Below are 21,926 nucleotides of genomic sequence, written 5' to 3'. Positions count from 1 at the left end.
CGAACGCAATTAACTTCGCCAAGGATGTTCGGGAACTTCGGTCGAACCAATTGCCATAGCGCCGACCGTGGCAACGCGCAAATCGTTGTCCACCGTGCTGCCGCTGACGCCGATTGCGCCAATGAGCTCACCGTCGCGATTCACAATCGGCAGTCCGCCTGGAAACGTGATGAGCCCCGCGTTGGAATGCTCGATGCCAAACAGCGGTCCGCTTGGCTGCGAAAGTTTGCCGATCTCTCCGCTCGGCATGCCGAAGAGGCAGGCAGACTTCGCCTTCTTGGTCGCCACATCGATGCAGCCGAGGTGCGCATCCTCCATGCGGACGAAAGCTTTCAGATTGGCGCCCGAATCGAGAATCGCGATACACATCCGCGTTCCAATTCGTTCGGCTTCGCTGATCGCCGCGGCGATTGCTTGCTGGGCTTCCGATAGGCTGACCTGCATTTTCTGCTCCTCAAGATTTTTATGACTGCGCAGCAGCGTTCCAACTTCGACTGCGCGGTTGCGCAGCCGGCTCTCTTCTTGTTTTTCTGATGGAAGGGGGCCGAAGAATTACCGATCGATCGGCAGCGGCGCTTGCGCGGCGACGAGCTTTTGCTCGCGTAGCTCCCGCCAGAAGTCGCCTGGAATAACGAAGGCCAAAGCAGCATGGTCCTCGGCGATACGCTCTGGACGACTTGCGCCTGGAATCACCGCAGCCGCGGCCGGATGAGCCAGCGAGAATTGCAGCGCCGCCGCTTTGATCGGAACACTGTAGCGCTGGGCAACAGCGCGGATGCGTTCAACCTTCGCGAGAATTTCGGGCGGCGCCTTTTGATATTCGAAGTGCGCACCGCCGACCAGCACGCCGGAACTGTAAGGGCCGCCGATGACGATATCGACTTTCTTCGCGGCCGCAGCTGGCATCAGCCGTTGCAGCGCCCGCTCGTGATCGAGCAGCGTGTAGCGGCCCGCAAGGAGAAATCCATCCGGTTGGGTTTCGGTCATATCGAGCGTCAGCTCGCACGGCTCGACGCTGTTCACGCCGAGGCCCCAACCTTTGATCACGCCTTGCTCACGCAGCTTGGTGAGTGCCCGAAAAGCACCGGTGCGGGCGATTTCAAAAAAGTGAAGCCATTGGTCGCCGTGAAAGTCGCGCGAGACATCGTGAATCCACACGAAGTCGATGCGCTCCACACCGAGACGTTTCAAGCTGTCGTCGATCGAGCGCAGGGTGCCATCGGCGGAATAGTCGTAGACGACTCGATTGGGCCGACCGAATTCGAACAGGCCCGATTTTTCACCGAAGTCGCGCTTGCCGGTTTCGACTTCATCGAGGATCAACCGACCGACCTTCGTGCTGAGAACGTAGTCATTGCGGTTATGCTTGGCGAGCGCTCGGCCAAGACGAATCTCGGATAAACCGGCTCCGTAGAAGGGGGCCGTGTCGAAGTAGCGGCCGCCTTGTTGCCAGGCCGCGTCGACCGTAGCTTCGGCCTCGGCATCGGGAATGTTACGAAACATGTTTCCCAGCGGCGCCGCCCCAAAACCCAGCGGTCCCTTCAGCAGACTTCCTCGCACGCTCATGCTAATTCTCCGCGCTAAGCCTTCATGTCTGGACAAGAATCTTAGAAATGGTGTAGCCGCGGTCGGCGTTGCATTCCATCTCTGTCACACGTAAAGAAGCGTCAGGCCTGGACACCGATTTTGGTTCGCAGGAAAAGATTCGTCATCATCAGCACGCAATTGCGCCGCATTCCGTTCGCTGAATTGGAGATGTCCATCGTTCACGCTTTATCTCTGCGAAGTGCCGGCGGGAAGCCGACTCGGCCCTAGGCGTGGTGGAAAATCGTGGCCCTCTTAGTGACTAAAAAAGGAAGCTCAAATGACTGCGCTGCTCGATCCGCTGGTTATCGGTGATTGGAAACTCCCTAACCGCGTCGTGTTATCGCCGCTGACGCGAACTCGGGCGAGTTCCGGCCGTGTTCCCAACGCAATGATGGCCGAATACTATCGTCAGCGCGCCGGCGCGGGGCTGATGCTCACTGAGGCCACCAGCGTCACGCCGATGGGAGTGGGATATCCCAACACGCCGGGCGTTTGGTCTCGCGAGCAAATCGAAGGTTGGAAACTGGTAACTCGCGCGGTGCATGAAGCGGGCGGAAGAATCTTGTTGCAGCTGTGGCATGTCGGACGCATTTCCGATCCGTCGTACCTCGGCGGCGAATTGCCCGTCGCTCCTAGCGCTCGCGCACCGGCTGGGCACGTTCATCTGTTGCGGCCCGAACGACCGTTCGTCTTGCCGCGTCCGCTGCAACTCGCCGAAATGCCTGGCATCGTTGCCGCTTACAAACAAGGCGCGGTGAATGCGCAAGAAGCCGGTTTCGACGGCGTGGAAGTGCACGGCGCGAATGGCTATCTGCTCGATCAGTTCCTGCAAGACAGTTCGAACGAGCGCACCGACGAGTACGGCGGATCGATCGAGAACCGCGCGAGACTGTTGTTAGAAGTGACCGACGCAGTCATCGGGGTGTGGGGCGTGAACCGCGTCGGCGTGCATCTTTCGCCGCGCGGCGACATGTATTCGATGGGCGACTCCAACCCAGCCGCCACGTTCGGCTACGTAGCCGAGCAACTGGGCCAGCGGCGCATCGCATTCATCATGGCGCGTGAATCAATCGGCCCAAACCGAATCGGCCCCGAACTGAAACGAAAGTTCGGCGGCATCTACATTGCGAATGAAAGCTTCTCATTCGCAAGCGCCAATCAGGCCATCGAGTCAGGCGAAGCCGACGCTGTGGCATTCGGCAAACTCTTCATCGCCAATCCCGATCTCCCCCATCGCTTCGCGCTTAATGCGCCGCTCAACGCACCGAACCCCAAAACGTTCTACGGCTCGGGCCCCGAAGGCTACACGGATTATCCGTCATTGGATCAACCGACTGCGGAACTGCAAAAGAAGCCAATTGTGGTAGCGTGAGCCAGCCATTTAACGGCGTTTTGCTTACGCTTGAAGCAGCGTGACCGGTTATCGTGAGCTCTTTCGGGAAGTAAACGCACAGTGCGGAAAGCCGTCGCGGGTGTGCTTACTTCTGGGAACGCCACCGCGCCAATCGAGAATTATCACGGCAAAACGGAGCGGGTTGCGATCCAAAAGCCCCCACCGACGTGGTGGGGGCAGTTCGGTTTCCGACGAGCCCACGCGAGACGCAGGATTGATGGTATTTTCCTTTTCCCTAGAGCGCCCGCCTTCTGTCACCATCGTGCTGCGAATTACTGACATCGCATTGTTGAAACCAATTCACTCATACCTTAAGGCTTCAATCGGGTCTAACTGACTCGCCCTGCGTGCTGGGTAGTAGCCAAAAAAAACTCCCACGGCGGCGGCGAAGAAGAAGGCGAGGATCGCTGCGTTGAAACTGATCACGATCGGCCACCGAGTGCCAGAGGTGAGCGAGTTGATGAGCATGGTTACACCGACGGAAGCGGCGCAACCGAGGGCAAAACCGACGATACCGCCGAGGCAGGCGAGTAGGATGGCTTCCATCAGGAACTGCGCGAGGATGTCTCGGCCGCGGGCTCCGACGGCCATGCGGATGCCGATTTCGCGGGTTCGTTCGGTGACGCTGACGAGCATGATATTCATAATGCCCACGCCGCCGACCACCAGGGAGATGCCGGCGATCGACGAGATCATCATTGTCAACGTACCAATGATCACGCCCAACAGATTGGCGATTTCAACCGTCGTGCCCACGTCGAAATCGAAAGGTTCGCCGGGGTTGATTTTGTGCCGTTCGGCCAGCAGTTGATTGATTTCGCTTTCGGCTTCAGCCATGTCGGTCAGCGAGCGGGCGGAACACATGATGGCATTGACGTTGTCGAACTCGCTTCCCTGCAGTCGGCGGCGCATGGAAGTGTAGGGGAACAGCATCACATCGTCCTGATCCTCTCCCACCATGTTGGCCCCCTTGGTTTGCAACACGCCGACAACTTCGAACGGCACGCCCTTAACGCGAATTTTCTCGCCGATCGGGTCGGACGTTTGAAACAGCTTGCTGACGACCGTGTGGCCAATGACGCAGACCTGCGAGGCAGAATTGATGTCGCCATCGGTGAAAAAGCCGCCCCGCCGCACTGGCCAATTCCGGACCGTCAGGAATTGCTCCCCCACGCCGACCAGTTCCCGCGGCTGGTAGTTGGCGTTGCCGTACACGACCTGGGCCTGAGTAATGACGATCGGGGAACTGGCAATGATCGTGTGGCAATGCTCGACGATGGCCTCGGAATCAGCTGCCGTCAGCGAAGACACGGCGCCATGTACACCGCCCCCTTGCTTTTGATTGCCGGGAAAGACGATGACGACATTGGTCCCTAAGCCTTGCAACTGACCTTGCACAAGCTGGCTAGCGCTCTGCCCGAGCGAGACCATTGCCGTGACGGCGGCAATGCCAATCACCACCCCCAGGACAGTGAGGCCGGCCCGCAATTTGTTCTTGGCCAACGCCCGCGTGGCGATTCGCAGCGTAATGAAAAATCCGCTGATCATTCAGCCTCCCCACGGCTTCGGTGGCTCGATGCCTGTGACGAGGACATCACCAACTTTCAGATCGCCCGAGATCAGTTCGGTGTAGCGGCTCTCCGAAAGACCAGCGACTACTTCCACCGCGCGCAGCTTGAGGCCATCCGAAACCCAGACGTGCCGAACTTTGCGCGACTTGCGAATTTCCGCCCGTTCTTCTGCCGAAAGACCCGTTTCTTGCACGTCGCCGGGGTCGATGTTGTTTTCCTTCACTTGCCCTTCCAGCAGCTGAAGATCCTCCGTGCGAACGTGCTGCTTCGCGGGAAAGAACCGCAAAGCCGAGTTGGGAATCTTCAGTACTTTTTCACGCCGGGCCACTTCGAAGGACAGGTTCGCCGTCATGCCGGGGAGGAGTTTGAGTTGCTCGTTCGCAGCGCCGACGAGCACCGGATAGGTGACAACGTTTTGCGTGGTCGTGGCGCTCAGGCGAATTTCTTCGACGGTGCCCGTGAACAGGTCGGTGTAGGCATCGACGGTGAATGTCACCGGCATTTTCTTCTCCTGAGCTACTTTGATTAGCCCGATGTCGGCTTCATCGACGGCGGCATGCACATACATCTTCTTCCGCATGTCGGGGGCGACGATAAACAGCTCAGGCGTTTGAAACTGGGCCGCCAGCGTTTGCCCCGGATCAATTTTGCGGTTGATCACGATGCCGTCGCAGGGAGCTTTGATCTTGGTGTATTCGAGGCTCAGTTTGGAATTGTCGAGTTGAGCCTGGGCCTGGTCGACCGCCGTTTCGGCCACCTTGACCATCGCTTGCAATGACAGGCGAGCAAAGTGAACGCGATCGATTTCGGCTTGAGCGATGAAAGCAGTATCGTCCTCGCGGAGCGTGTTCGCGCGGTTTTCGTCGCGAATCGCTTGCTGCAACTGCGCTTTGGCCCGCTCGACGTCCGCCCGGCGATTGGCCAGCGCCGCTTCGTCGCGGGCCACACCAGCGACATAGATGCGCGGGTCGATCTCGGCCATCAGTTGGCCTTCTTTCACTTCCTCGTTGAACTCGACGTGCAGTTTGGCGATCGGTCCCGAGACAAACGCTCCCACGGTAATCTGGAGCACGGGCTTGACCGTGCCGGTGGCGTTGACGACGGCAGAGATATTTCCCTCGGTGACCTTCGCGGTCTTCCATTTGGGGACGCTACGCAACTGCATGTAGTTGCTCAGCGGCTGCCAGGCGACGGCTGCACCACCCAGGACTAGAATAATGACCGCAATCGTGACAAACCTGCGCATGGGCTACTGGCTGATTGAGGCGGAAGTTGATGAGCTTTGATTGTAGCAAGCCATCATCATCTTTCGCTCCGCGCTAGCGACTATTTGAATACGGGAACTCATCACTTGGCCCTGATTGAACTGCGCGATATTTGCAAAACCTACGACTTGGGCGAAGTGCAGGTAAAGGCACTACAGCATACGAATCTGACGATTGAACCGGGCGAATACCTGGCTTTGATGGGGCCTTCGGGGAGTGGCAAATCGACGCTGATGAACACGCTCGGCTGTCTCGATCGTCCGACGAGTGGCAGCTATCAACTCGCGGGAGAAGAGATCGCCACGATGTCGCGCGATGAGCGGGCGGTGATCCGCAATCGGCGAATCGGGTTTGTGTTTCAGAACTTCAATCTCCTCGCCCGGACGACAGCAGTGGAGAACGTCGAATTGCCACTCCTCTATTGTCGCGGCATTTCCGCCAGAGAACGCCGACGCCGAGCGATCGAGAAGCTGAAGCTGGTTGGGTTGGGCGAGCGACTCGATCATCACCCGAGTCAACTCTCCGGTGGTCAACAGCAGCGCGTGGCCATTGCCCGGGCTCTGGTCAACGAACCAGCCATCATCATGGGGGATGAACCGACGGGGAACCTCGATAGCCGGACGAGTCGCGAGGTCATTGCCTTATTTCGGGAGCTGAATGAACAGCAGGGGATCACCGTGATTCTGGTAACGCATGACCAGCATGTGGCCCGCCATGCCCGGCGAGTCGTGGTGCTGCGCGATGGGCAAGTGGTTTGCGACACGGTCGATTTTGACCAGGCGCTACAAGCCCTACATTCGGAAGGAGAAGGTGAACCGCTTAGCGAGGCTCAACCGGACGAATGAGATTGTGCGCACTACACGGCACAATCGGCCGAAGTCGAACACTATGCACTTCGTGTCTTTTCATTACAAACGGTTCAGTCGCTGTCGCTGCTGCGCCGGCGTGCTAGCGATGCTGTTTGTTGCGTTATCGCAATCGGATGCCACAGCGCAGCCGCTGTCTTATCGCTCTTATCATCTCGAGCAGCGGTCAACCGTGATCCGGCAGCCTGCCGACTTTCGCTCCGCACCACTGCCACCCTCGGCCCCACCGCCGACGGTCGCCAAACCAGGACCGGATCGCTTCACACCGCAGCGAATCTCGCTCGACGATGCCATTCGCATTGCGCTCGAAAACGATCGCGTCGTGCGGGTACTCGCTGGCGAAACGGCGGTGAATAGTGGGAAGACGATTTACGACGTCGCGATTGCCAACACGGTCATCGATCAGCGCACGGCCCGCTTCAATCCGTTCCTCACCGTGAACAACAACTGGGATCGCCTTGAACTGCCCACGGCGTTTCCCGATCCGGGCGATCCGACGAATACGTTGATCGGCGGCTTTCGCACCGATCAGCATCGGTTGGATGTGGGTGTTTCCAAAATCAATCCCTTGGGCGGGCAGTTCGACGCGGGCGTGAACACAGTCAGTCAGCGGTTTCAGCCTGGCGTGTTTCCGCTCAATCCCCAGAACACGTCTTCGGCCAGCATCGCGTATACGCAACCGCTGTTGCAAGGCTTCGGCCGGCCCGCGAATCTCGCGCCGGTGGTGCTCGCGCGGATCGATACCGAGCGGTCGTACTTTCAGCTGAAAGACGCAGTGCAAACGCAAGTGCGGAGCGTGATCGAAGCCTACTGGAGCTTGATTGCCGCGCGCATCGATGTTTGGGCCACAGAACAGCAGGTGGCGCAAGCGAAGTTCGCGCATCAGTTTGCCCAACAGCGATTCAAAGTGGGCATTCGCAACGGTTCCGATCAGGCCCAGGCGCGAACTTCGCTGGCGAACTTTCAAGCCAATCTGATCAATGCGCGCAATGCAGTGCTGCAGCGCGAAGCGGTGCTACGGAACCTGCTCGGTTTGCCGCCGTGGGACGAAGTACAGCTAACGCCAACGACGGAGCCGGCCAGCGAACGCTTTGAGCCCGATTGGCTGCAAATTGTCGAATTGGCCGCTCAGCAACGGCCCGACTTGATTGAACTCAAGCTGATTTTGGAGGCCGATGAGCAGCAGCTGATCATCGCCAACAACACCGCTCGTCCACGCCTCGATGCCGTGGCCCTTTATCGCTGGAATGGTCTCGAGGGAGAAACGCCCGCAGGAATGAGAGTCTCTTCAGGTCCAGGGCAATTCACCGATTACACCCTGGGTGTGAACTTCTCGATGCCGCTCGGCCTACGCCGCGAGCGATCGCAACTGCGGCAGCGAGAGTTGATCCTCGCCCGCGATCAGGCCAATCTGCAACAAGGGCTTCACGCGGCTTCGCATGAACTGGCCACCACGCTGCGCAGTTTAGAACGAGCCTATGAACAGTACCTGGCCTATCGCGAGGCCCGCGCTGCGGCGGCGGAGAATCTGAAGATTCAAGAAGGCATCTTCCGCGGCGAGTTCGACGCAACGTTCAGCTATTTGAATGTGCTGCTCGCAATCACCGACTGGGGCAATGCCGTCCGCAATGAAGCCACGGCGCTGACGCAGTACAACACACTCCTCGCCGAGTTGGAACGTCAAACTGGCACCATCCTCGAAAGCCACGGCGTCTGGTTTTATGAGGAGCGGTATGGATCGATCGGACCACTGGGCCGACTCGCGCGGCCAGTGCAGTATCCTGCGCGCAATGGCCCGCTACCCAACGCGGAGCGCTACCCTAGCGGCGAGCGACCGGCAGAAGATTTCTTTCAAATGACCCCGCCGGTCCGTCTGCCCGAACTTCGCCGCGAGGAATTACCGCCGCCGGCGCCGCAACGGTAACTGCCAAACCGAAATTCGGTTTATGTACGGTTCAGCAGCCTTTCGCCAGTCGCGAGGAGGCGTGGCGTGGAAGTTCAAAATCAGCACGCTGCGGAAGTATCGAGTGGTGAGTAGTGACCGGATTTGAACTCAATAACTCGATGCCCAATCAAGACTTGCATCAGGAGCCTGGGACAGCATGCCAAATTCAACGGCCTACTTGAACCTGGAGGTCAACTTCTCTGTTCAGTCACAAAGTATTGGCACCAAAACAGAAACGGCTCTTCGGGTATCAAATACCGAAGAGCCGTTTGCAGGTCGGAGTCGGGGTGACAGGATTTGAACCTGCAACCTTCTGCACCCCATGATACGCTGCAATTCCTGAAATGCGATTTTCCACGAGAAAATCGCATGCTTGTTACCTCACTTTACCAGCCAAACACTGCGATTCAAGCAGTCTTGGTATCAGAATGGTATCACGTGTACGTGGGCTTCAGAGAACTATTCGCGTCGCCTCGATGGCTCGATACGAGCAGCACGCCTTGGGCGGCGGCAGTACGCTGTCTACTTGGCTTTTAGCGCGACGGCACACACCGTCAACGTCAAATTCTGGGCCGGCAAGTTTGAGCATTACCGTTGTGGGAAGTGCTCGCAACGGCCATGTTTAGTGCGTTTCCATCTTAGGTGTAGCGGTAGCCGCAGTGTTTGAAGTAGTTGCGGCACTCCTCCTCGTTGAAGAGTTCGAGGAGTGCGCCGCACAGATCCCAGAGTTTGTCTACGGTACGTCGTGCTCCGTCGCGCAAGAGCTTTTTGAACTTCGCGAAGGCAAGTTCGATCGGGTTCAGGTCGGGTGAGTACGGTGGCAAGTAACGCACCTCAGCGCCGACGGCTTCGATCGCTTCGCGCACGCCGGCGACTTTGTGACTCGAGAGATTATCCATCACGACGATGTCGCCAGGCCGTAGTGCAGGAGCCAAGTCTTTGCGGACCCAAGCGAGAAACAACTCGCCGTTGATGGCACCATCCACTGTCAGCGGGGCGATGAATCCTGCGGCTCGCATCGCGCCCAGAAACGTCGTCGTTTGCCAGCGGCCGCTGGGGATTTTTTCGATCAGTCGTGTGCCGATGAGCGAACGACCATAAGTCCGCGTCATGCACGTTTTGGCCCACGTTTCATCGATGAAAACGGCTTTCTCCGGCGGAATGCTTGGCTGCTCGGCGCGCCATCGCTCACGCTTCTCCGCAACATCGGGGCGATCTTGCTCGCTCGCAATCAGCGTCTTTTTTTTCGCGTGAGCTCTAGCGCACGGCATGCGTTGCAGATCGTCGTCAAGCAAACTTCTTCGCCACGCTCGGCTTGGAGTTCCGCCTGCAGCTCACGCAAGTAAATGTCGGGCCGAGCAGTGACCTTCGCCACCAACCAGTCGGCCCATTCCTTCCACTCGGGTTGTCGTGACGCTGCCGTCTTTGGCGCGAGTTGATTCGATTCGCGACGCTGTTGCTTCACGCGTCGCACCCATGATTCCGACACGCCGAAGCGAACCGCCACGACACGCGTCCCCTCACCCGCATCACACGCGGCAAGAATCTCCGCGCGAATTTCCACCGCAATTGGTTCCATCAGACCACCTCCTGGAGATGGTCTCTAAATTACCGACCTTACCTAGCTGGCGCTAGATGGATTGTGAAACGCACTAGCCTTCGGCATCGAAAGGTGCGCACCGAGTTGGCACTCGGCGGCAGTAATCCGTCCTGAACTCGGGGGTAGTGCTGGATTAAGTGGCCCCGCTTTTTAGTGCGTGAATCGACGCCGCTATTTTTCAAATGGTCCGAAGACAAGCTGGACATAGATCGCGTGCAAAACGGCAATCGCAATAAAGAATCCGAGTACCAGAAGTAACAGCCACACCATTCCCATTGCTGGATGCCAGTGCCTTTTTGGAGCCGGCGCGTCGGACGGGGATTCGTATGGGTTAGGTTCCATTCTACCCGCGCACGAAAAGCCCCGCTAGGTTTCGCGGGGCCGAACTGCCAGTCGAACTAGGCGGCGATTGCGGTTAGCAGTTCCTCAACCGTCCAGGCCGTGCTGGCCAATCCGCTGGCCATCGCTGGCGTGTGCGGTTGATTCTTTCCCTTGCTCAGCGTCTTGTGAGCGCGGCAGAAATTGAAGTGCGCGAAGTGCAGAGCCAGCGCGAATTCGTGGTTCGCCCACTTTTTGCTGAAGCAGTATGGTCCAAGGTTCGACAGAATGAACCCCCAATTCCTCACCGGCCAAACCGCGCCATGAAACGCGAATCCCGCGCACCCCTGATCGTCGCCGTCGTGCTGCTGGTTCTAGTTGCATCGTTATCGCGCATGGCAGAAAATCAGCCGCAAATGGTTTCTCCTTTCGTTCGCGGAGCACGTCATGAACATGCGAACTTGTCTGGCTTGCTGTCTGTGGCTCTTTTGTTCGGCAGCCCTCGCTCTCGCCCAGAGCCCCAAAATGACGCATAGCGTTGGAATGGCCGGGCGTCCCAAGAACGACACGTCGCGCGGGTTCATCGGCTGCATGATGGTGTTCCTGGATGAGCGTCCGACGATTTGCTTTGGAGCTCAGAAGAGACCGAGTGGCGAGACACATTACACGTACATCCTTCTGTTTGCCCCCGACGCTCCGAAAGCCGAGATTTTTGGCTTTGGGAAAGGGAACGTTATCACAGAAGCCCCCGATCACGCGAATATTGCCTGGAAATACGAAATGGGGAATTTTGTGATCGACATGGCTTACGCTTACAAGTCTGACAAGAACACGTTGGAATTGACCTCGGAAAAGTTGACGATCAACGGCGAGGAGTATGCGACCGAAACGCCTCCCGTTTTTCTGGTAGGCACAGACGGCAAGCTGAAGCGTGTCTTCACGAAAGCGAAAACGGTCGGGCCGGAACTGGATATCGGTAGAACGCAGAACCCGACCGCCCTCCTGCAAACGATTGAGGAGCTGAAAAAGGACTCGCAGGAAATCGCCGCCTTCCTCACGAAAAAATAGCAAGGCGTGGGTTCATGAGGAAACACGCCGCTCCCATCATCGCCACTGTTCTGCTGCTCTTGCCGGTGCTGTACGTGGGGAGTTATCTGGCGCTGGTGGTGCCAGGGTATCACATCCCGGGCCAGTTCAATAACTACCGAATGGGCTACGACTACGCAGAGCGAATTTTCTGGCCGCTGGAGCAGATCGACCGGAAACTGAGACCTGAGTCGTGGAACGATCCTGCGACTAACCTTCTGCGGCTCGGTTCGCGCTAGTCATTCCCCTTAATTCCGCCTTCCCCGCCTAGGTCCACTTAATCCAGCACTACCAAGTCGGGGTAGCCACACTGACCTAATCTTCTACCTCGGTGTGTCGGACGTGTGTCGGACCGAAGCGGTTAATGTGCAGCAGTCATGCGGCTGATTATTTGCCACAGCATCTATTCAAGTCAGGCTCGAACCGTATTCCGCGTTCTCGAGAATGCGTACGATCAAACGCCCTCGACGATTAGGCCACGGTATACCGCTCCCCGGAAGCGGTATTGGACGACGTCTTGATAAGCCGGGCTGTAATACCAAGCGCGAGCCTCCTCGACCGATGGGAACTCGGCGACGACCACACCTTCAACCTCCGGACCTTCGAGCGTCACGTGTCGCCCGTAGGCGGCGAGGACCTTGATTGGCCAGCCCTCCAGCGCAGCAGGGGCTTGGGACCAATAGGCTTCTAGCTCTGACTGGTCGATTGTCTTTTCACGCGTGAACACGATATATGCAGGCATTGGCATCTCCTGTTTTCTTCGAAGTCAGATGGAACGCGAATCAGCGAAGCCCGCCGGATGCAATAATGATCTCACCAGTCACCCAGCAGGAGTCGTCCGAGGCGAGAAAGGCGGCGATCTTGGCGATGTCGGCAGGCGTGCCGACACGTCCCAGCGGCGTCATGGCGACCAACTGTTTCTCGAAGTCACTTCCGACTCCGAACATTCCTGCTGCCTGAGTTCCTTCACTGAGCGTGGCCCCGGGATTGATTGAGTTCACGCGAATCTTCCTCGCTGCCAGCTCTTTCGCTAGTACGCCCGTGACCGCGTCCAACGCGCTCTTGCTCGCGCAATACACCGAGTAGTTCGGTGGGTGCATTGATGATGCTGCGGAACCAATGTTGATGACGCTTCCGCCCTTCGCGCCGAAATGCTTGAGCGACTCCCGGATCGTTAGTAGTGGGCCGAGTAAGTTGATGTTCATCTCACGATGGAATTCCTCCTCAGTCATCGACTCAAGAGGCATGGACCTGTAGACCCCCGCATTGTTCACCAGGATGTCGATCACTCCGTAGGCCGCACTGACCTCGGCAAACATCCGCGCCACGTCGGTTGAATTGGCAACATCACCTTGAATCGCAACAGCCCGTCCGTTGGACTTTTTGATCGCGTCAACAACGGCTTCTGCCCCTTTCCGATCGGTCGCATAATTCACCACGACCGACGCCCCCGCCGATGCCAGCCCCTTTGCGATTCCAGCACCGATTCCTTTTGACGCACCGGTAACCAGTGCGACTTTGCCTGCCAGGTTCGACATCATTTCTACCTCCACACGAGTTACGAAGATTACTCACACAATCCCGTAGACACGTCGGAAGGCGGACTGTGACAGATCGATATGAAAATTCTTAGGCGAGGTGCAGCGCCGTGCGGACATCCGGTCGATCCAGAATTCGCCGGAGTGATTGGACTTGGTCCGAAGGCTGAAGAAATGGGTGATCGCGATAGATAGCTGCGTAGTCACCGTCAACGATACTGTCGATCTTGCGCACTGTGTCGGCAGCGGCTTCCTTGACCCGCTGCACGCGCAATGGAACGAACAACAAGTGGTTAGGATCAACGTGACCAGCGTTGATGAACCCATTCGTCTTCTTTGAGCATCGGCAGGGGTTATTCGCATTCACCAGTCCGCACTGACTGTTCATGAACTGGTAAAGGTCGCGGCGTGCACGAGCGAGGCTCTGCCGAAAGTTGTCAGCCGTCATCTCTAATATCTCACTCCCGATGGTATCGCTAACACCCAAGATTTCGCCCAGCGTGAATATCAACCGCTGCTTGCGATCCAGACACAGCAGCATGCCCGTCGTGCAGCTGATCTTGGCTTCTTCAACGAGCAGAGGCACATCCACAGGCATGCTTTTCGGATCGGGCAAATCCAGATCGGGAGTGCTGTTGATGGCGGCGGCGTATGAGGCGAATGTCTGCGGCTGAGCTTCCGCGCCACGACGCTTCATGTTCAGCACGTGGTTCGTCGTGATGCGATACAGCCAGGTGCGGAACTGGCTGTCGCCCTGAAACGTGCTGAGACGGGTAATGGCCTTGATGAGCACTTCCTGCGTCACCTCCTCAGCATCCTGAGGTAGGAAGACCATTCGCACCGCGATGTTATAGATCCATGCCTGGTGCCGAAGAATGAGTGCTTCTAACGCGTCACGTCCTCCATCCTTGGCCTTCTTCACCAAATCGGCATCGTCCGATCCGTCTGTGATCTCTGTGAAGGGATTGAACATGACTGACTCCTTGACTCACGGTTCGAATGGCAACGAGATGCCTGCGTCCTCCTTGGACACTTGAGAGTCATCAGTGTGACAGAGCCTCATTGATTTATCTTCCCGCGTTCTTTACTACCGGTCGTCGAAATTCAAAAACACCACGAAGGCACACCGAGACCCACCTGAACCGCCTAGGTGCGCTACTATCCGGAGAAGACATCCTTGGGGTTTTGGGAAGCTGCATTGACTTCAGGCCTGCTACAATTTTGGAATGTTACCGAATCCGTATGAATCGCCCCGCGGAATTGCAGATGACTATCGTGTTCGAGAGCCCAACCCTGTTCCGGCCATAGCGTCCACCTTCGTCATTCCGTCATCCGCAGCCCTCGGCGGAGCGATGTTCTTTGCGACCGTCACTTTCTTCGCAGAGATCGGTGCGCGCTCGATCGCAGTGCCAACCGCTGTTTCGGTCGGAGTCGCCGCCATTTTTTGCGTTCTCATGGGGGCGGATAATTACATCCAGCAGCGACGCCCAGCATTCGCTTCCGCGGTAATTGGCATGCTCCTGGCTGCTCCAGTGGCGTTGGTTCTCTCTGTTTATCTGATGTTCGAGGCTTATGGACTGGCCACCAAGAACATTCCGGGAGCAACGCCAGTTGCAATGCTTGGATACGCCTCGTTCTTTTTGACGTTGAGCTTCGGCGGTTGGTTGGCAGTTTGCCAAACGCGCAAAGTGATCGTTCTGGAGCGAGTTCACAAAAAAACAGTAACTTAGTGTGCTCTCGGGCGACGGTAGAAATGTCCATTCGGCAAGTGCGAGCTTCGGCTAGCTTTCACAGTCGCCTGAACCACCGCAGATTTTCGAAGACTGGAAATGTCTCATGCACGAAGCTACCTCTACACCCACAATTGATCGAGAAATCACGTGCCTTTCACCAATGTTTGGCTCGATGGCGAGTTGGATCGTAATCATGACGGTGCTCGGTGTAGGTTGCTCGTCCTCGCCTGAGCCGGCAGTAAAACATGCGCGTGCCCCTCAGCTGAAAGTGGACGACGCGCTAGTGCGATTCTCCTTGGTTGCCGCCCTCGCATCGGGCGACTACGTAGGCGGGCCACCACTCCGCGAAGTGCTTGCTGGCGGCGATTTTGGCATAGGTACGTTCAGCCGACTCGATGGCGAAATGATCGTGCTGGAGGGCAAGGTGTACCAAGCGCTCGCAGATGGCACCATCCGCGCCGCAGACCTTGATGGCACGACACCGTTTGCTGCAGTAACGTTCTTTGATGAAGATGGCCGCATTGATAACTTTGCTGCGGCCACACTCGATGACTTGGACTCACAACTCGATCGCAAGTTGCCTCGCCGCAACGCGCCTTATGCGATCCGAATTGACGGGGACTTCGCAGAACTCACTCTCCGCAGCGTGCCTGCCCAGTCACCGCCTTATCAGCCGTTGGTCAACGTCGTCAAACACCAAGTAACTTGGCAACACCACAAAGTGCGCGGCACGCTTGTCGGTCTTCGCTGCCCTCCCTGGATCGGGACGCTCAACGTCGCGGGATATCATTGGCATTTCTTGAACGATGAAAAAACGATCGGTGGACACGTACTCGCCTGCGAGTTCGAAGGCGGGTTGCTCCGCTTCGATGAGTGCACTTCACTCGTCATCCACTTACCTGAGCCAGGTGAATTCGATAAGTACGATGCGGGCACAATCAAGAAGGAGGACATCGACCAAGTCGAACGTCAACGAAGGCCGACGGAATGACTTGAGTCGGTAGCATGGATGGCGGCGTATGTCTCACTCGAAACGGACGCGGCGGACAACTGGAAACCGTCGAAGAAGAAAAGTCGAGAACGGATCAATGGCATTTTTGCGCTGATCATGGGGCTGGGAGGCGCATCGAGGCACTTCGAGTTCAGCCGTGGGCTGTTTGTGTTTGTGTTTGAGTATTGAGTGCTCTCTGTCGTCGTTCAACTCGCACGAGGTTTAATTTTCGTAACGCAGCGACATTGATCATTTTCGTGAGCTTGCCAGAGTCACTGCGGCAGAATCGATTCATACCAGCGGTGTTGATCGTCCAGAATCGTTTCATGTGACTTCAATGTCCGCCGCCAGAACATTTGCAATGGGCAATTTTCCGAGAGCGGATTTTTTTTAGTGTCAGCGGCATGGCATGGGTGCGCCACTTCGTGGGGAATTTCTCCAGTTTCATTCTTGGCAGTTGGCGGGGCGTTTAAGCTCGGGTTCAGCCGCGACCGACATCATTTCATCGACGAGTCAGCGCGCAACCTCTCGATCGGCGAAATCATGTCGCAGCAAGCGAAACTCTCATGAAAATCGCTTTCTGGCGAACAGTTAATCCGTGCTGGGCCGCGGCCCTCACACGCGTGCCTCATCAGATTTATCACACTCCGCGATTTCTGGCCGTGGAGGCCGCGATCTCAGGCGGGCATGCTGAAGCGGTGTTGTTGTCGGATGGCGACGATTTCTTGTTCATTCCTTACGTCTTGCGACGCGTGGAAGATTTGCCCAGCAGCGATCGCGGGCAGGCCATGTGGGACCTGCAATCACCAAGTGGTTATGGTGGACCGTTATTACACTCCCGTAACGAACCCTTTCTTCACAGCGCGTTGCAGCTGTGGTCGAGAAGGATGCAGGAACGCAACGTCGTATCTGGCTTCATTCGCTTAGACCCCTTGAGTGAGAATTTCGGGCTGGAATCTGCCGACGTAGGCTATTTCTGCCATCGCGGGACAACGATTTCGCTTGCGCTAGGAGACCCTGCGAATCACTTATGGCCGCAAGTGCGCCGTCAATATCGCAGCGACATTCAAGCTGCGACGGCAGCCGGATTGCGGTTTCGTCTGCATGAAGAAGCACTTCCCTGGTCAGACTTTGTGCGGTTGTACCGAGAGACGATGCAACGAGTAGGGGCCGACGAGTGCTGCTTTCTTACGCCGGCCGATGTAGCGCGCTGGGAAGAAGTCGGCGGCTGGAAACTGGCTACCGTGGAAACCGGGCAGGGAACGATCGTCTCTGCCGGCGCATTTCTGGAGTATCACGGCACGGTGCAGCACCACTGGCAGGCCACGTCTCGCTGCGGGCTCGAATGTGCGGCAACGAAGTTGCTGGTTTACCAGGCCGCGCTGCATTTTCAACAACGAGGCAATCATTGTTTGCATTTGGGTGGCGGCATGGGAGGGCAGCGCGATTCGCTATTTCAATTCAAGTCCGGCTTTTCTCGCGTCACGCATCCCTATTTGACTTGGCACATTCCCTTCATGCCGCAACTCTACCGGCGCTTAGTTTCGGAACGGAATCGCTTGAATTCGCGACCCGCGCAACCCAATTTTTTTCCTAGCTACCGTTGCCAAGGAGTGCGCACATGAACGTTGGCATCTTGCCGCTGCGGGTTCCGTCGACAGACCTATCGGGTCGACGTAGGCGTGTAGAGCTCGCGGTTACAACACCAGTCCGAGCTGGCTCTTGTTCATGATCTGCAGCGCCTGAGCGGCCAGTAGGTGTTCGGTAAGCAACTGATCGATCTCCGGCGTCGAGCATTCGGAGTCAGCCACTTCCAGCGCGGTCATTAGGGTGCGGAGTCCGCCGATCGCGTTGTAGTACGCTTCGCGGATCTTCTCAGCGCGCCGGGGATGCGCTACTACTTGGCTGAGGTAAGCCTACTCGCCAAGCCAGTAGGAATACCAACTCAAGTTCGCCTCAGCCGCCAGCGTGGCGTTACCTCAGGAGCGCCTGTTCTCCACCCGACGCTGCCGCGCTCCCTCGCACGAGTGGCTAGCGGACACGGGATGAACCCGTGCCACCCAGGAAACAGCAGCAAACCCAGGCATGCACTTTTTTCTCGTTTACACCGTAACAAATCGCGGCGAACTTCGCTCAACGAAGCATCGCTCCTTTCACCAACCTTCTACTCAGGAAAAATAGTCATGACCGCTTACCCAAAATACCAGCTGAATGTGGCCACCAGCCAATCGAATTCCGCTCCAGCTGGCGAAGGCTCAACCCGGCCTTTCGCTCGTCGGTGCCTGATCAACTTCGCCCTCCTGGCCGCTGTGGGGCTGGGTCTGTCACTGACACCGCGGGCCAGCCAGGCCGGTGATATCGACCTGCGGAACGGCACCTTCCGCAGCAATTGGTGCGGCTTTGACGCTCGGATCCAACTCACCCGGCGGCCTGGGCCCGATTTCATCTTCGATGGCACCGTTACGATCGAATCGACAGGACAAGTTGACAAAGTGTTTGTTCGACAGCTCGACGACGATTCACTGCACATGGTGCGGTACCTGTCCGGCGCCCAATCGGGTCAAACCCAGGTCATGGTCACCCATCCGCCTCAATTGCTGAAAAGGGAGGACGGCAAAACCGTGGCGAGCTTCAATACCAAGAAAACCTATGGCTACGGAGCCAAGCTCGCCGGCTTCCTCCGCATGACCATGCGGTAATAGGTGGAGTCGCGCTCGCCAACCTTTAACTCGCAAATGAATCGCGAAGGGGGATGCAGACAACTGCGTCCCCTATTCGCGTTTCGTACCTTTCCCTCGAACATTCGCAGCGGCCATGGATACGGAGTTTTCTAGTGTGCCACTGGGCTTTGAGATGAAGGTCAAGGCGCCGTATAGCCCGGCGGCGGGGTCACGACTTCGAAGTCCGAGCCTTTGACCCTTCGCAGCTCTTCGTGGAAGACCGGGAGTCGTTCGTCCCCGGAGACGGACAAGCCCCAGTCCATTCCGTTGTCTGCCATGAACATGCCGTACCGTTTGAGGGCTTCGAGGATCACCCGCGCTTCGGGCGAGAACTTTGAGGTGTCGAAGTCCTTCCGCAGACGAAACCGTTCGCCCATACGCGGTAAGTTCTCGTCGGTCAGCTTGCTGGCAAAGTGCGTCGCAGGGTAAACGTAGGCGCGGCGCGAACGCGTGACGGTGAAACGGAGCGCGTGATCGATCACGCCGCGCTGAATCTCATCGTAGCGCACGATGGCGGGCAAGATTGGCAGGCCTGCGGCATCCGATGAAGTCCAACCGTCGGGTCTGAGCTTGTTCGAAGCGAGATCGAAAATGGCTGCTCCATCAGCGTGCCAACCGGCGTCCGTCTTGGTCAGTCGATAGAACTCGTAGACCTTGCGGCCTACTGGATCGAAAACGATGCCGTGGCGATCTTGCTCCAGGTCGGGCTTGCCGCGCTGCACATCATTCAGGGTTAAGTTCTTCAGCAGCGGATCCTGCTGGAAGGAAGCGGGCCAACCTTCGATCGGCGTATTGTCGGCGACGGGATAGGGGCCTGCGTCCGATTCGTCGGGCCCCAAGATGAGTTTCACATCTACCTTCTTCTGGGCCAGCGGCACGATGACGAACGCCATGTCCTGGTTATAGCGCAGGGGCTTTGCGGCACCGACCGAAGCGATCATCGCCGCGGAGTTACGGTGCACTGGCCAATCTTCAACGAGCGTATTCCAAGGATTGTTGGCAGGAAATATCTCCGCTGCCGACATGATGGCGTCCGCTTCTGGGGTGTTATAAGGAATCGGCTTGGCAATCGCCGGCATCTTGGTCGACTTGATCCGCTCCAGGCGAGCGGGGTCGGTCTTGATCGTGTAAGCGGATGTACCGCCACCTTCGCCTTCGAGGTAGATATCGCCGACAAGCAGCCTGACCGGAGTTTCGCTCGCAACATACCAACGTCGCACTTCGGACAGCTTTGCGGGCGATCCGTTAGTGTTCTTGAGCCCTGGGACGGAGATGCGGACTTCGTTCTTGCCCGGCTTCAAGACGAACGGAGCGACGACGCGAGTTGCGAAGGCCTTTGTCTCGGAATGGAAAAGGTTGAACTCGATCGAAAATTCCTTCGCGCTCTTGTTGATGATGTCCAAACGGAGCGTCTCGAAGGGTGTCCAATCCGCAACCCGCGAGACCTTTTGGCCGAAGGTATCGATCACGTCGATCTGCACCGCCGCGCCGCCGAGTTCCGGCGATTCGACCTTGGTTAGCTTGGTGGTGTCGTCTCCTACCTCTGACGGGAGTTCGCCTTCGGTCCCGCGTAGGAGATAAGTGTTCGACGTTTTCTTGTCCGTTTCCGCCTGTGGCTTTTCGGCCTGCTTCGGCTGTACGACGGGAGTTGTCTGTTTAACGCCGTTGTCCTCGCTTGCCGGAGTCGATTTTTCATCGGCCCCCAAATTGGCCCGAGCGCCGTTCGCGGCTGCTTCGGCGGCGTTAATGGCGGGGCTGCCTGGCCGCAGTCGGTAATCCTGCCCGGCAGCATTCACGAACAGCGGATCCTTCGACAGATTGCCGGTCCCTTTGATCGTCTCTTGGGAAAGTGTGTACGTGACAGCGGCCTTACTCTTCTCATCCGCTTCGACGTCATCGCCACCGTTATTCCACAGGATGGAGTTCTTGACGACCAGCTTGGAGTTCCAAGTCGCCTTGACGGCGTTACCTTTCGCCATCGGTGTGGAAGTGTGGTCGGCGATCGTGACGTGGTTCAGAGTAAGGGTCGAAGAGGTGCCGTCCTCATTACCATCGACGTAGACTGCCGCGCCTTCGCCGTCCGGTTTGGTTTTGTTGCCGTAGACGAGATCGTGCTCCATCGAGGCCGTGGCCCCCTCATCGGCGAAGAAGCCAGCGCCCAGCGACGGGGCGTAGTTGCCGGCGAAAACATTCCGTGAGAGTTTGTAATGGCTCCCAGTGTTAACCACGATCATCCCACCGCCCCAGCCATAGCCTAACAGCCGAGCAATCTCGTTCCCTTCAATTCGATTGTTGGATATCTCTGCATTCGGCGAGTTGAGGAACGCCCCGCCACCATGGTCTCCGACGCCAATGTTGTTCAGAATCTTGTTGCCGCGAATGACCAGCTTCGGTCCATCCGAAAATATGCCGGCCCCACGGCCCGAGACGTTGTTGCGGATGGTGTTGTTCAAGATCGTGAGGCTGACGCCCGAGCCGCTCGCGTAAATGCCGCCGCCGCGAGCCTCTTCGTCTGGCTTGGTGGGTGGGCATGTCTGGTTTTTCTCAATCACGTTGTGCGAGATTGTGGGCGTCCCTTGGTAGACGTAAAACCCGCCGCCGAGCCTTGAGGGTGCAGCCACCGAACTGGGCCCACCGCCAGTGATCAAGAAACCATCGACGACGCTCGCACCGGCCTCGTACAGCGTCACTACAGAGTCCTTGCCGTTCCCTTTGAGGTGGGATGAATGGGCGGCAGGGTCGCGCGCTTTGAAGTTGCCCCCGGTTCCACCAGCGTAATCGGCTTTAGTGCCGCCGATGTAACCGCCATAGAGTCGGACCGTTTTTTCTTGCACGCGGATGTTCGCAGAATAGATCCCTCCCGCCACGGCGATAACGGAGTTGTCCTTCGCAGCATCGATGGCCTGCTGCACAGTCCGATACGGCCGCAGGGCACTGCCGTCTTGAGCACCAGTATTGTCATCGTCGACAAAGAGGTTTGCGGGGATGACTGCCTTGGCACCTTCCGCTGCCGTGCCTGTGGCAGATAGTTTGTCGGCTGCAGGTTGAGCAGTCAGTTCTGCGCACGGGGTCAGTAGTATTACCAATAGAGCGAAGGGACTCTGAAATCGTCGTTGCGTCATCCTATCTTGCTCATTTCTGGGGCTAAACTTGAATGCTGGCGCGACGGAACTTCGTCCCTTGACATCCTCGTGAACCCCGCACGATCCTAGCAAACATTTCGATCAGATGTGCTATGCAGCCGGTTACCGAAGGGTGCCAGTCAATGATGATAAGGAAGAACCGTACAAGTACTGGTTGTTCGATACGGTGA

The 21,926-nt window shown here is 57.4% G+C and carries 21 protein-coding genes; 10 read left to right on the top strand and 11 right to left on the bottom strand.

The window, feature by feature from the left end:
* Positions 1–9: 9 nt before the first annotated feature.
* Together M9Q49_RS13470 and M9Q49_RS13465 are read right to left on the bottom strand one after the other, a co-directional pair.
* Positions 10–444, bottom strand: coding sequence for a GlcG/HbpS family heme-binding protein (locus M9Q49_RS13470; protein WP_254509276.1), 435 nt, complete (start codon positions 442–444; stop codon positions 10–12).
* A gap of 108 nt (positions 445–552) precedes the next feature.
* Complete coding sequence (locus tag M9Q49_RS13465; RefSeq protein WP_254509275.1) at positions 553–1,566, bottom strand: aldo/keto reductase; 1,014 nt, start codon at positions 1,564–1,566, stop codon at positions 553–555.
* Positions 1,567–1,864: 298 nt separating this feature from the next.
* On the opposite strand from M9Q49_RS13465, the gene M9Q49_RS13460 reads away from it, so the two are divergent.
* Positions 1,865–2,959 (top strand): alkene reductase, encoded by a 1,095-nt coding sequence (locus tag M9Q49_RS13460; protein ID WP_254509274.1) that lies wholly within the window; start codon positions 1,865–1,867, stop codon positions 2,957–2,959.
* A 321-nt stretch (positions 2,960–3,280) separates the two neighbouring features.
* Here M9Q49_RS13460 and M9Q49_RS13455 read toward each other — a convergent pair whose 3' ends face one another.
* Together M9Q49_RS13455 and M9Q49_RS13450 are read right to left on the bottom strand one after the other, a co-directional pair.
* The gene (locus tag M9Q49_RS13455; RefSeq protein ID WP_254509273.1) at positions 3,281–4,528 is read right to left on the bottom strand and encodes an ABC transporter permease; all 1,248 of its coding nucleotides are present in this window, start codon (positions 4,526–4,528) and stop codon (positions 3,281–3,283) included.
* Positions 4,529–5,797 carry an efflux RND transporter periplasmic adaptor subunit gene (locus M9Q49_RS13450; protein ID WP_254509272.1) on the bottom strand — a complete coding sequence of 423 codons (1,269 nt, stop codon included), beginning with the start codon at positions 5,795–5,797 and terminating at the stop codon, positions 4,529–4,531. It lies immediately after the preceding gene.
* A gap of 105 nt (positions 5,798–5,902) precedes the next feature.
* On the opposite strand from M9Q49_RS13450, the gene M9Q49_RS13445 reads away from it, so the two are divergent.
* Positions 5,903–6,661, top strand: coding sequence for an ABC transporter ATP-binding protein (locus M9Q49_RS13445; protein WP_254509271.1), 759 nt, complete (start codon positions 5,903–5,905; stop codon positions 6,659–6,661).
* 43 nt (positions 6,662–6,704) lie between these two features.
* Positions 6,705–8,606 (top strand): TolC family protein, encoded by a 1,902-nt coding sequence (locus tag M9Q49_RS13440; RefSeq protein ID WP_254509270.1) that lies wholly within the window; start codon positions 6,705–6,707, stop codon positions 8,604–8,606.
* Between the two features lie 659 nt (positions 8,607–9,265).
* On the opposite strand, the gene M9Q49_RS13435 is transcribed toward M9Q49_RS13440, so the two are convergent.
* Positions 9,266–9,898, bottom strand: coding sequence for an IS630 family transposase (locus tag M9Q49_RS13435; RefSeq protein WP_254509269.1), 633 nt, complete (start codon positions 9,896–9,898; stop codon positions 9,266–9,268).
* Positions 9,859–10,206: a helix-turn-helix domain-containing protein gene (locus tag M9Q49_RS13430; protein ID WP_254509268.1), complete on the bottom strand. Its 348-nt coding sequence runs from the start codon at positions 10,204–10,206 to the stop codon at positions 9,859–9,861. The genes M9Q49_RS13435 and M9Q49_RS13430 overlap by 40 nt, the downstream gene beginning before the upstream one ends.
* A 500-nt stretch (positions 10,207–10,706) precedes the next feature.
* Here M9Q49_RS13430 and M9Q49_RS13425 point away from each other — a divergent pair, with 500 nt between their 5' ends.
* From M9Q49_RS13425 to M9Q49_RS13415, 3 genes are read left to right on the top strand one after another with little or no spacing between them, the layout of a single operon-like run.
* Positions 10,707–11,081 (top strand): hypothetical protein, encoded by a 375-nt coding sequence (locus tag M9Q49_RS13425; protein WP_254511890.1) that lies wholly within the window; start codon positions 10,707–10,709, stop codon positions 11,079–11,081.
* Entirely contained in the window at positions 11,071–11,613 is a 543-nt protein-coding gene (locus tag M9Q49_RS13420; RefSeq protein ID WP_254509267.1) for a hypothetical protein, read from the top strand. Before M9Q49_RS13425 ends, M9Q49_RS13420 begins: the two co-directional genes overlap by 11 nt.
* A 14-nt stretch (positions 11,614–11,627) precedes the next feature.
* On the top strand, positions 11,628–11,870 hold the full coding sequence (locus M9Q49_RS13415; RefSeq protein ID WP_254509266.1) for a hypothetical protein: 243 nt from the start codon (positions 11,628–11,630) through the stop codon (positions 11,868–11,870).
* A 215-nt stretch (positions 11,871–12,085) separates the two neighbouring features.
* Here M9Q49_RS13415 and M9Q49_RS13410 read toward each other — a convergent pair whose 3' ends face one another.
* The 3 genes from M9Q49_RS13410 to M9Q49_RS13400 form a co-directional block, all read right to left on the bottom strand.
* Positions 12,086–12,373 (bottom strand): DUF1330 domain-containing protein, encoded by a 288-nt coding sequence (locus M9Q49_RS13410; protein WP_254509264.1) that lies wholly within the window; start codon positions 12,371–12,373, stop codon positions 12,086–12,088.
* Positions 12,374–12,413: 40 nt separating this feature from the next.
* The gene (locus tag M9Q49_RS13405; RefSeq protein ID WP_254509262.1) at positions 12,414–13,169 is read right to left on the bottom strand and encodes an SDR family NAD(P)-dependent oxidoreductase; all 756 of its coding nucleotides are present in this window, start codon (positions 13,167–13,169) and stop codon (positions 12,414–12,416) included.
* 91 nt (positions 13,170–13,260) lie between these two features.
* Entirely contained in the window at positions 13,261–14,142 is an 882-nt protein-coding gene (locus tag M9Q49_RS13400; protein WP_254509261.1) for an RNA polymerase sigma factor, read from the bottom strand.
* A 253-nt stretch (positions 14,143–14,395) separates the two neighbouring features.
* Here M9Q49_RS13400 and M9Q49_RS13395 point away from each other — a divergent pair, with 253 nt between their 5' ends.
* The 3 genes from M9Q49_RS13395 (at position 14,396) to M9Q49_RS13385 (ending at position 17,518) form a co-directional block, all read left to right on the top strand.
* Positions 14,396–14,899, top strand: coding sequence for a hypothetical protein (locus M9Q49_RS13395; protein ID WP_254509260.1), 504 nt, complete (start codon positions 14,396–14,398; stop codon positions 14,897–14,899).
* Positions 14,900–15,185: 286 nt separating this feature from the next.
* Positions 15,186–15,893, top strand: coding sequence for an acetolactate decarboxylase (gene budA / locus M9Q49_RS13390; RefSeq protein ID WP_254509259.1), 708 nt, complete (start codon positions 15,186–15,188; stop codon positions 15,891–15,893).
* A gap of 566 nt (positions 15,894–16,459) precedes the next feature.
* Entirely contained in the window at positions 16,460–17,518 is a 1,059-nt protein-coding gene (locus tag M9Q49_RS13385) for a hypothetical protein (protein ID WP_254509258.1), read from the top strand.
* Between the two features lie 72 nt (positions 17,519–17,590).
* Here the strand turns inward: M9Q49_RS13385 and M9Q49_RS35440 are convergent, their stop codons facing one another.
* A complete protein-coding gene (locus tag M9Q49_RS35440) occupies positions 17,591–17,719 on the bottom strand; it encodes a hypothetical protein (RefSeq protein WP_261365056.1) in 129 nt (42 codons plus the stop codon).
* A gap of 357 nt (positions 17,720–18,076) precedes the next feature.
* Between M9Q49_RS35440 and M9Q49_RS13380 the strand changes: the two genes are divergently transcribed.
* Positions 18,077–18,592 carry a hypothetical protein gene (locus M9Q49_RS13380; protein WP_254509257.1) on the top strand — a complete coding sequence of 172 codons (516 nt, stop codon included), beginning with the start codon at positions 18,077–18,079 and terminating at the stop codon, positions 18,590–18,592.
* Between the two features lie 161 nt (positions 18,593–18,753).
* Here M9Q49_RS13380 and M9Q49_RS13375 read toward each other — a convergent pair whose 3' ends face one another.
* Positions 18,754–21,735, bottom strand: coding sequence for a right-handed parallel beta-helix repeat-containing protein (locus M9Q49_RS13375; protein ID WP_254509256.1), 2,982 nt, complete (start codon positions 21,733–21,735; stop codon positions 18,754–18,756).
* Between the last annotated feature and the right edge of the window lie 191 nt (positions 21,736–21,926).

Origin of the sequence: Anatilimnocola floriformis, from assembly GCF_024256385.1 — a bacterium.
Taxonomy (GTDB): domain Bacteria; phylum Planctomycetota; class Planctomycetia; order Pirellulales; family Pirellulaceae; genus Anatilimnocola; species Anatilimnocola floriformis.
Note: the sequence above shows the minus strand (reverse complement) of the source record. Positions and strands in the feature narration are given on the sequence as shown.